The organism is Ruegeria sp. YKSF57 (genome assembly GCF_059612585.1).
On the sequence record NZ_JBXWQW010000015.1, the window covers coordinates 1 to 10,676 of the forward strand.

General features: G+C 59.9%; 5 protein-coding genes and 1 pseudogene. All 6 read left to right on the forward strand.

What is annotated here, in order from left to right; all coding sequences use genetic code 11:
- A pseudogene (locus AC2FLX_RS07940) lies at positions 1–125 on the forward strand (DNA primase); the annotation flags it as partial.
- Between the two features lie 362 nt (positions 126–487).
- Positions 488–1,420 carry a DUF2493 domain-containing protein gene (locus AC2FLX_RS07945; RefSeq protein WP_347431446.1) on the forward strand — a complete coding sequence of 311 codons (933 nt, stop codon included), beginning with the start codon at positions 488–490 and terminating at the stop codon, positions 1,418–1,420.
- 84 nt (positions 1,421–1,504) lie between these two features.
- Positions 1,505–1,771, forward strand: a complete 267-nt coding sequence (locus AC2FLX_RS07950; protein WP_244691431.1) for a WGR domain-containing protein — start codon at positions 1,505–1,507, stop codon at positions 1,769–1,771.
- A gap of 183 nt (positions 1,772–1,954) precedes the next feature.
- Positions 1,955–2,812: a BrxR family helix-turn-helix transcriptional regulator gene (locus AC2FLX_RS07955; RefSeq protein ID WP_496810140.1), complete on the forward strand. Its 858-nt coding sequence runs from the start codon at positions 1,955–1,957 to the stop codon at positions 2,810–2,812.
- Positions 2,813–5,764, forward strand: coding sequence for a DEAD/DEAH box helicase (locus tag AC2FLX_RS07960; RefSeq protein ID WP_496810141.1), 2,952 nt, complete (start codon positions 2,813–2,815; stop codon positions 5,762–5,764).
- A complete protein-coding gene (locus AC2FLX_RS07965) occupies positions 5,718–10,676 on the forward strand; it encodes an Eco57I restriction-modification methylase domain-containing protein (RefSeq protein WP_496810142.1) in 4,959 nt (1,652 codons plus the stop codon). The genes AC2FLX_RS07960 and AC2FLX_RS07965 overlap by 47 nt, the downstream gene beginning before the upstream one ends.

Sequence of the window (10,676 nt, forward strand, 5' to 3'; positions counted from 1 at the left end):
TGCGGGTGCTGGAACCGCGGCTCGGGGATTTCAACGATGATCTTCGGGCGAACGGCAAGGACGCGCTGCGCCAGCATCTGGCAGGTCAGATCGGGCCCGAGGATCGGCATCGCCTGCCCAGCTGAGCTACATCGCGCAGGGGGGGCTGGGAGTGCGGGGCAGGGGGCTGCATCCCAGTCGTGGCTCTGGATCGTCGTCCTCACCCCATCCCGGGCCTTGCGCATCCACCCGTCACCCGAGCGGCCTTCAAGAGATGGGCAGGCCGTCAAAGCGGTTGCCCCTGCAAGGTCGGCAGGGAACCTATTTCCGCCGGCGGCAAAGCCGCCTTTGCATCGCGAGACAAATAGCTTCCCTGCCGACCTCCTCCACGCTGTTCCGGCCCCGGTGAAGCCGGGGTGAAGGGGCAACCGCCCCGACGGCTCGGGTCTGCCCATGAAGGCCGCGCGGGATGACGCGCGGACGAGACAGGCCCGGAGGCAAGAAACCGATGACGATCCACACCCACGACGACGCGTATGAACCCGCCCATAGCGCATCCCAGACCGCCCATGCGCTCGACGAGCTTCAGCTCTATGGCTATCGCCCCTTTGACGAGCCCGATCCGCGCCCAATGCCCGATGGGCAGCGCCTCGCCGTCGCCGTCGCCGACATCTTCGACGCCCTCGTCGCGACCCTGGAAGACACCCGTATGGAACCCGACCTCGAAGAGGTGCTCTGGGGCCAGGTCAACCTCTTCCACCGCGCCACGGCACGGATCGAGCGGTCACTCGATGAGAACGAGCAGGCGCAGCGCCGCCTCCAGCGCGAGCAGGACGGCTCCGAGGTGAAATCCGTCGAACTCGAGCGCCTGACGGCTGAAGGCCTGACACTCGTCGAACGGCGCAACTGCATGGACATGATGCGCGATCACGCCGCCACCGAGTTCGTCCATCACACGGGATCGACCTGGCGACCCCGCACCGGATCGATGGTGAACCGCCAGCACATGACCGCAGCGCTCATCGACAGCCGCGACTTCCTGGCCGCCAAGCGCCGCGCCGAGACCGAGGTAATGCTTCCCGCAGGCCCCAAGGTCGCCCTCACCGGCGGGACCGATTTCAACGATCACCGCCTGATCTGGGGCAAGCTCGACCAGGTCCGGACCAAATATCCCGACATGGTCCTCCTGCACGGTGGCAGCCCGAAGGGCGCAGAGCTCATCGCCGCCAAATGGGCCGAAGCCCGGGGCGTGACGCAGGTGGCCTTCAAGCCCGACTGGACCAAGCACGCCAAGGCCGCGCCCTTCAAGCGCAACGACGCGATGCTGGATGTGCTCCCGGTCGGGGTCCTTGTCTTCCCCGGAACCGGTATCCAGGAAAACCTCGCCGACAAGGCCAAGAAGCTCGGCATCCCGGTCATGAAGTTCGAGAAGGGGGCGTGAGCCCCCGACTTCAATCCGGGACAGAACATTGTGGAAACGTCGAAGAGCGCTTGATATTGTGGTCTGGAGAGAGGCATCAACAACATGTTCGACACATCGCAGCAAATGGAAGTGTTCCCGACGACGGTCGATCTCAAGCGGATCGACCCGTCTCTCAACATGCGGCGCTTCTATCGAATGAGCGTTCAGCCGGACCTGTTTGGCGGCGCATGCCTCGTGCGGGAATGGGGCCGTATCGGGTTTCGAGGGCAGATGCTAATCGAACGGCACCCGGACGAGGGGCATGCTGTGACCGCCCTATTGAAGCTCGCAGCGACGAAGCATCGCCGAGGATACTTACGTTCTAGCTAGCTGATCTTTTGGGCTCTGATAGTCCAAGACCAGTCCCTGGGGTATCCACGCCTGAATGGTCGACTTCCACGGCAACGCCTTGAAATTCGATTGATAATCTCGGTGTCACTCCCTAAGGTTGTCGCAGGCCCAGAAAATGGGCGCGCATAGTTACAATGCGCATTGGGATACCGGGAGGCCAGGGTGGATAACGACAAGTCAGAACTTCGATGGGGAGTCGAGCAACGTCTCGAGTTCATAGAGTTCCGCTTGTTCTGGGAGGGGCATGTAAACCGGAGTGACCTCATGGATCAGTTCGGTGTCTCGGTCAACCAAGCGTCCACTGACCTGAATCGCTACATCGGCTTTGCTCCGGCGAACATGGTCTACGACAAGAGTGCGCGGACTTATGTGCGAGGCAGTGCTTTCCAACCACAATTTCTGGAACCTGATGCCAGTCGCTATCTAGCTCAGCTACGGTCCGTGGCCGAAAACATTCTTGACCGTGAAGACTCTTGGATCGCTAATCTTCCGTCCTTTGCCTCTGCGCCGACGCCGGTCCGTGGTGTTGACCCCGTGACGCTTCGGTCCGTTGTGGGAGCGATCAGGCGATCCGAAGAGATAGAGATACGATACCAGTCCCTTTCCAGCCCAGATCCGCGATGGCGTTGGATTGCGCCTCACGCGATTGCCTTCGATGGATTTCGCTGGCACGCCCGCGCGTTTTGTCTAACCGACGAGTGTTTCAAGGATTTCCTTCTCTCCCGGATGATTGAGATTCGTGGCTCACGCGAAAGCGGGACATCGGCCGATGATGATCTCGACTGGAATTCAGAAGTCGTCCTCGAAGTGGCTCCTCATCCCGAACTGTCAGAAACGCAGGCTAAGGTCATTGCCCTCGACTACGGGATGCGTGGCGGCAGCGCGAAGATAAAGGTGCGCCGCGCGCTGCTCTATTACGCGCTGAGGCGCTTGGGATTGGATACAGATCCCGCCGCCCGGCGCCCGCAAGACCAGCAGATCATATTATTGAATCGTAATGCTATTTTGGGAAGAGACTAAATGGGTGTGATACCTCAACCAGGTTCAGTCATTCATCTGCGCTCGACCACTTGGAAGGTGCTTGGCAGCTCTGCACTTAAACGTGGTTATCGCGAGATCCACTGTCGGGGCTTGTCAAGCATCGTTCGAGACAAAGAAGCTCGTTTTGTGTGGGATCTGGAAAAGGGTGCCCGTATTCTGGATCCGGCGGCGATTCAGCTCGTCTCAGACGCGTCTTCTGGTTTGATTGACTCCAAGTTGCATCTCGAGGCCGCGTTCCGAAATACACCAACCACTACCCGTCAACCACTCACTCTTGGTCGCGCCGCGATTGATGATCTTTCCTTTCAGCATCTGCCCGTGGAACGGGCTCTCGCCCAAGATCGGGTGCGGTTACTGATCGCGGATGATGTCGGTCTCGGGAAAACCCTAGAAGCAGGGCTAATTGCCTCTGAGCTTGTACTACGCGGGCGGGCGGACCGGATCCTCGTCGTCACGACACGGGCGATGCTCACCCAGTTCCAGAAGGAATTCTGGACCCGGTTCTCGATCCCACTGTCGCGCTTGGACAGCGCGGCGATCCGGCGTATGCGGAACCGGATCCCCGCCCACTATAATGTGTTCGATCAGTTCGACCGGTCCATCGTGTCGATCGACACGCTGAAGCGGGACGCCCAGATCCGGGACGCGATCAAGCACTCGTACTGGGACCTGATCATCATTGACGAGGCGCATAACGCGGCGGCGCGGAAAGCAGCGGCGGGGTCAAACTCTCAGCGGGCTGAGCTGGCGCAGCTTCTGTCTCGGCGAACCGACTCCCTGCTTCTGTTGACCGCGACGCCACATGACGGGTCGCAGGAGAGTTTCGCGAGCCTGATCGAGATGCTGGACCCGACCCGGGTTCCAGACCCGACCCGGTTGCACCGCTCCGATATCGAAGATCTGGTGGTTAGGCGGTTCCGGTCTGATAAGAACGTCGCTGCTGATATCGGTCAACAGGTCCCCAAGCGGGAACTCATCCGCAGAAATTTCCCCCTCAGCATCGAAGAGGAAATCGCCTATCAGTCGATCGCAGAGTTACGTCTGGACCTCGATGAACAGTCGACGCGGGGACGCGCGATTGATCTGTTCCGAACCACGCTGGCGAAAGCGATCTTCTCGAGCCCGGCTGCCTGCCTCGAGACTCTAGAGAGGCGCATCCGCGGAATCGAGAACGGAACCGCCCGTGGCACGGAAGAGGACCGGGATCGGCTCCGCGATCTCGCAGATCAGGTGGCGGCGATCGATACGGGGGCCTTCCGGAAGTATCAGGACCTTCTCAAAATGCTGCGGGACCTGCGTTGGACCGGAAAGGCGCCGCGGGACAGGATCGTCATCTTTTCAGAACGCATCGCCACCGTGTCCTGGCTCGCAGAGCGCCTTCAGGCTGATCTAGACCTGTCCGAGGGGCAAGTGGCGCGCGTGGATGGGGGAAGCGTCGAAGCGGATGTCCGGACCCAGGAAGTGATCGACGCCTTCGGGCAAGAGAAGTCCCCGATCCGGATCCTGATCGCCTCTGACATGGCGTCCGAGGGGCTCAACCTGCACTACCAGTGTCACCGGCTCATCCATTTCGACCTGCCGTGGTCTCTGCTGCGATTCCAGCAGCGCAACGGCCGGATCGATCGTTACGGTCAGGACCGCCCACCGCTGATTACCTATTTTGTGGGGGAGAGCACGCACCCGAAGGTGCGGCAGATGTGGGTTCTTGAAAAGCTCGTCGAAAAAGATGAAGCGGCCCAGTCCGGGGTTGGCGACCCCGCGGTCTTTCTCGGGAAAGGGGACGCTGACGAGGAAGAGGCTGTCGTCGCGGAAGCGGTTGCTGCCGGGATCGGCGAGGATGCGTTCGATGCCCAGATGAATGCCCGCGCGGACGAGGCCAAGACACAGATGTCCCTCGATGACGAGTTCGCCGCCCTCTTTGGGGACTACGCAGCCCCGGCCGAGTCCAAGGCGGATGAGATCCCCGCTGCTGAGGCGGCGCTGCCACGGCTCTTCCCAGATACCTTCAGCTATGCTGCCGCAATGATCGGCCGGCTGTCTCGCGCCGAGGAGCGTGCCTTCCCGTCTGCCCCCGACATCTCCCTGGGGGATCGGATGATCCGGATCGCGATTCCAGATGATATGCGGGCCCGAGATGGTTTCGGTTACGCGAGTGAAGGCGCGGTCGATAGTCGTTTCATGCCCGAAGAGGCGGTCGGTGCAGGGGACCGGATCGAATTGACTGATCAGGCTCAGGTAATCAACCGGGCGATCGATCATGCGAAGATGCAGGAGCGGTCCTGGCCGACCGTGCAATACCTCTGGGATGGTCACCCGATCCTCGAATGGTTCGCGGACCGGGCCAGCACCTTTTTCCCGGAGCATTCCGCTCCGGTCGCGCCGCTGAGTGCCCTCTCCAAGGGAGAGGTCGCGGTGGTGATGCATGGTGCGATCCCGAACGCGAACGGTGCCCCGGTTGTCGACCGGTGGGCTGTCGTGATCCAGGGGGCGGACGGGGATGTCCGTATCGAAGAGGTGCCGGACTTCATCGCCCGGGTCCGTCTCGCACAGGATACCCCCGGCCGTCCGGTGGAGGATCTGGGCCCTGCGCAGGCTGCGATCAAAACCTCTGTGGACCGGTTCCAGACCCATCTGCGCGGGCTCGGGAAAGAACGCGCGGCCCTGATCCAGCAGGATCTTGACGCGGTCCTGACCCGGCTCGGGGAGCTGGAGGGCCGGTTCCAGGCCCAGTTGACGCTCGATCTCGGCGAGGCAGTGGAGTCGACCGAGGGTCTCAGCGCGCTTGAAAAGAGACGACTGACGATACGGCGCGCGAAAGAGAAGAAGATCGAGGACCTGTTCAAGGACTGGACAGAGTGGTTTGAGCGGACCCGCCTGATGGTGGATGACCCCAACCCCTATGTCGATGTCAAAGCGGTATTTGTGGGGTGAGCGGATGGATCTGATCGGTATTGAAAACGAAGCCGAGTTCTTCCCGTCCGGGACGCTCTCCGATGTTCTGAAGGAGGAGCTTTCCGACATCACAGCCCGCTGGGCGGGTCTGGAAAAATCCGCCCATCCGATCGAGCGGCTGTCCCGGGTTGCGACCTCGACCATTGAAGCCCTTCGACAGATCCGGAACAGTTCGGACGCAGATCGCCGAACAGAATTGACCCGGGAGATGCACCACGCGCTGTTGGGCGCTCTCGGCTATGCCTGGAAACGAGAGGCTGCGTTCACCGCGCTGGCAGGCGCACCGGTTATTCCGATGATCTCGCGGGTGGCGGACGCTTCCGGTCGGGATGCGCTCTGGATTATCGAGGCGCCCCTTCAGCACGCCGAGGACGAGGCGGCGGATCCGCTAGGGGCGTGTTTTGCGCTGGATCAGTTTCCCGCCGATGCAGGCGAAGCGGCACTTCTTGACCGGACGATCGAATCCGTTCTGGCGGAGGGGGTGTTCGAGCTCGCCGACGGACCTCGCCATGTTATGGTCTTGGGGCTCTCCCAGATCGTTTTGATCGACAAGCGGAAATGGCCGGCCCGGTCCGTCCTACGCTTCGATCTTCAGGAAATCTTCACGCGCACGGACCGCGACACACTTACGGTCATGGCCTGCTTGATCTCGCGGGAGACCCGGGTGCCGGAACAGGGCGCACCAATCTCGGACCGGCTCGAAGAGGAGGCGCAGCGGAATGCCAACGCTGTCACCACCTCGCTGAAGCGCACGGTTCGGGACGCCATCGAACTCCTCGGCCAGGAAGTTCTGACTGTCACGGGCGGGAAGAACAAAGACGTCTGGATCGATGGACCGGAACTGTCGCGTGAGTGTCTGCGCTACATGTACCGGCTCCTCTTCCTGTTCTACGCTGAGGCGAACCCGCGACTGAACCTCCTGGACCTGAAAAATCCGATCTATGCGACGGGTTATTCCTTGGAAACGCTACGCGATCTGGAATCTGTGCCCCTGCGCACCACGGCGGACCGGGAGGGGACCTTCCTGTGGGAAAGCCTCCAGCAGACACTGACGCTGCTCTACACCGGGCTTGATCTCGCCGACGAGGAAAAGGGCAGCGGGCTGCGCTTGCCATCGGTAAAGGTATCCCTTCTCGACCCGGCGAGCACGCCGCTTCTGAACGGGCTGATGCTGCGCAACGAGGCGATCCAGAAGGTAATCCGGCTCCTCTCGCTCCGGTCCACCGGAAAGAGCACGGGCCGGATCTCCTATGCCAAGCTCGGGATCGGTCAGCTTGGTGCGGTCTATGAAACGCTAATTTCCTTCACGGGGGTCGTTGCGAAGACAGACCTCATCGAGCTAAAACCTCGAAAGGGGCGGTCGAACGACGCGGCCGAGGACGGGGGCGATGCGGACGCGCCAGATCTGGATGACGACGTCGAAGAAGATCTGTTCGGGGATGAGGAAGCCGAACAGGACGAGGCGTTCCGCCGCGACAAGGTCGATCCGCTCGCGCCAAGCTGGTTCGTGCCGCGCAGCCGGATCGGCGAGTTCGCGCCAGAAGAGATTGTGTTCAACGGTTCGGAAGCGCTGGTCTATCCCAAGGGGACCTTCATCTACCGCCTTGCCGGCCGGGACCGGGAAAAATCTGCATCCTACTACACCCCGGAACCGTTGGCGCGGCTCCTCGTCAAGCATGCGCTGATGGAGCGGTGCCGGGATCTGACCGCAGACGAACTTCTTGAACTCAAGATCCTCGAGCCGGCCATGGGTTCTGCGGCCTTTCTGGTCGAAACCACAAATCAGCTTGCCGATCTCTACCTCGAGCGGAAGCAGAAGGAGACTGGCACGACGATCCCCCAAGACAAGGTGGTCGTCGAGAAACAGAAGGTACGGGCCTATATCGCCGACCGGAACTGTTTTGGCGTCGACCTGAACCCGATTGCCGTGGAGCTGGGGGCGATCTCGCTTTGGCTGAACAGCCTCCATGCCAGCGACTTCTCGCCGTGGTTCGGGGATCAGCTTCATTCCGGGAACTCGTTGATAGGCGCCCGTCGCGCCTCCTATGCGCCAACTTGGCTCAGTGCCAGGACCCAAGCGGATCTCTGGCTCAACGCAAAGCCGGACGAGATCGGCTGGCGGAAACGCCTGCCCGAGAACCACGTCTGGCAGTGGTTGCTCCCCGCCAAGGACATGGCGAATTTCGACAAGGACAAGTCGATCAAACCCTTCGCTGGTGACGCGCAGGACCAGATCAAGGCCTGGCGGAAGGACGGCTTCTTCAAAAAGCTGGAACCGCATGAGATCAAGCTGGTTCAAAAGCTCAGCCGGATCGCCGAGGCGCTGTTCGACCAGGTCGCCGACGATCTCGCCAAGACCCGCGCCGCGGCAAATGATGCGATCACGCTCTGGCCGGACAAGGTCATCCCCGGCAACAAGGGCCTCGATTTCCATGCCAAGGAAAAGCTGAATGCCCACCTGATCGGGGCCGATCACGCGACCAACACGCTACCCTACAAGCGGCTCAAGACGGCGATGGATGCGTGGTGCGCGCTTTGGCTCTGGCCGCTGGACAAGGCGGACCTGCTTCCCAGCCGGGCGGAGTTCCTGCAGGGCATGGCCATGATCCTGGAAGGTGGCTTTACCCCGGACGGGTCACTGGCCGCCCCCAGCATGGATGAGTTCGCCGATCCGTCCCCCGACTTTCTGGACATGATGGAGCCCGACGCGCCTGCTCGGGATCTGTTCAAGGCCGCCGTCAAGCGGCAGGACAACCTGTTCCGCGAGACGAATGTCGAGGCGCTGATCGAGACCTTTGACTGGCTCGGTGTCGCAACCCGTGTGGCCGAGCGCGAGCGCTTTGTGCATTTCGACCTGATCTTTGCCGACATCATGAAGGCGCGGGGCGGGTTCGACCTGATCGTGGGGAACCCGCCTTGGGCCAAGCCCTCGTGGAACGAGGGGCTGGTGCTGGCGGACATCGATCCGCTCTATGCCGGGTTGTCGGCGTCGGACGCGAAGAAGGTTTTGCCCGAGGCGCTTCCGAAGGCGCCCTCCGTGCGGCGCGAAGGGCGGATGATCTCGGCGGAACGGGCGTTTTTGCAGGATTTCGTGTCGACCCGAGGGGCGATGGAGGTGACCTCGTCCGAGGTGATGAATCCCTTCGCTGGCGGCGGGTCAAACAATCTGTATCGCTGCTTTGTCGACTTGGCTTTTCGCGTAGTTTCACCAGAAGGATATTCGGCTCTAATTCATCAAGACGGACATCTCAGCGACCCGAGTTCGAAGGAGTTCCGACGACATTGGTACGGACATATTGCAAAGTACTTTGAGTGCCGAAATCAAATCAAGAGCAAGAACTTTCCCGAAGTAAATAATAATATACGGTTCTCGGTAAACATATATCGAGGATTGGAAAAAGAGCCATCGTTTGACCTTTTCTACGGGGCATTTCTGCCCTCTCAAATAGACGATTCCTACTCGCATGACGGTGCTGGTCCAGTTCCCGCAATCAAAAAGGGCGATGGTGCTTGGGATGTCCGCGGTCACAAAAAGAAAATTGTCCGTATTGACAGTAGGACGCTATCAACAATTTGTTCACTTTCTGAAAATGGGGACGTGCCATCCAACCAAGCACGTCTAATCCAACCTTATTCGACAGAGACGTTGGCCGTTTTTAAGCAGATGGCGGCGGCCAAGAAGCTCGAAAGTGCTCTTAAAAATTCGGAAACTAATTCTTTTGTCTCTGAAGGTGATAGTCTCGGATGGCAAATTTCAGCTGGATGGAATGAAACTTCTGCGCAAAAAGATGGGACGATCAAGCGTCAAACAGCTTTTCGAAGTGCTCAAAATCTAGTTTTTCAGGGGCCCTTGTTCTTCGTCGGAAATCCATTCTACAAGTCTCCAAAAGCAATTTGTAACACTAACAAAGCTTATGATGCTGTAGATTTGTGCGAGATTCCTGAGGACTACCTTCCCAGAACAAATTATGTAACAGATTTGAGCATTTCAGAATATCGCAGCAGGATGGCTCGTTGTTTATGGAATGGGACAAAAAGTCATTCGGATTTCTTCAGGATAGCCTTCCGTGCGATGATCAACCTTAACAATGAACGCAGTTTGGTTGGGGCAATGATTCCGCCAGCGACCACTCATGTGAACAGCGTTGAGAGCATAGCATTCGAGAATGAGAGTAACTTGTTGAATGCATGCGCATTGTACGTCTCCATCCCAATTGACTTCCTGATCAAGGCCAGCGGCAAACTGAATTTGCATGATAAAGACGCAAAAAGACTCCCGTGGATAGATGTGGGGCAAACCGCTCGAAGCCGAGGATTAAGATTAACTTGTCTTACATCAGCGTACCGCGATCTTTGGGACAGGCACGCTCCCAACATTTCAACCCTAACATGGTCATCGAGTGATCCGCGTTTGCTCATCGAAGGCCCGGTCCAAGGTCCGGCCACTTGGGACCGGACCGCAGGCCTTCGGACCGAATTCGCCCGCCGTATGGCGCTGGTCGAGATCGACGTGCTGGTCGCGCAGGCCCTCGGCCTGACCCTCGAGCAGCTGATCGAGATCTACCGGATCTACTTTCCGGTTCTGCAAGAGAACGAGGCGGGCACTTGGTACGACCAAAACGGCCGGATCGTCTGGACCTGCTCCAAGGGCCTGCCTGGCGTCGGCTGGCTCGACGAGCGCGGCAAAAGCCCCGGTCGCGCCGCCTGGGACAAGATCCTTGCCGATAACCCCTCGGAACTGACCTGCACCGCCATCGACGACACGATGCCCGGCGGCCCGCGCGAGGTCACCCGGCACTTTGTCGGCCCCTTCACCCAATGCGACCGGATCGAGGATTACCGCCGTGCGTGGGCCCATTTCGAGCGGCTGAAATCCGAAGAGGCCGCCTGA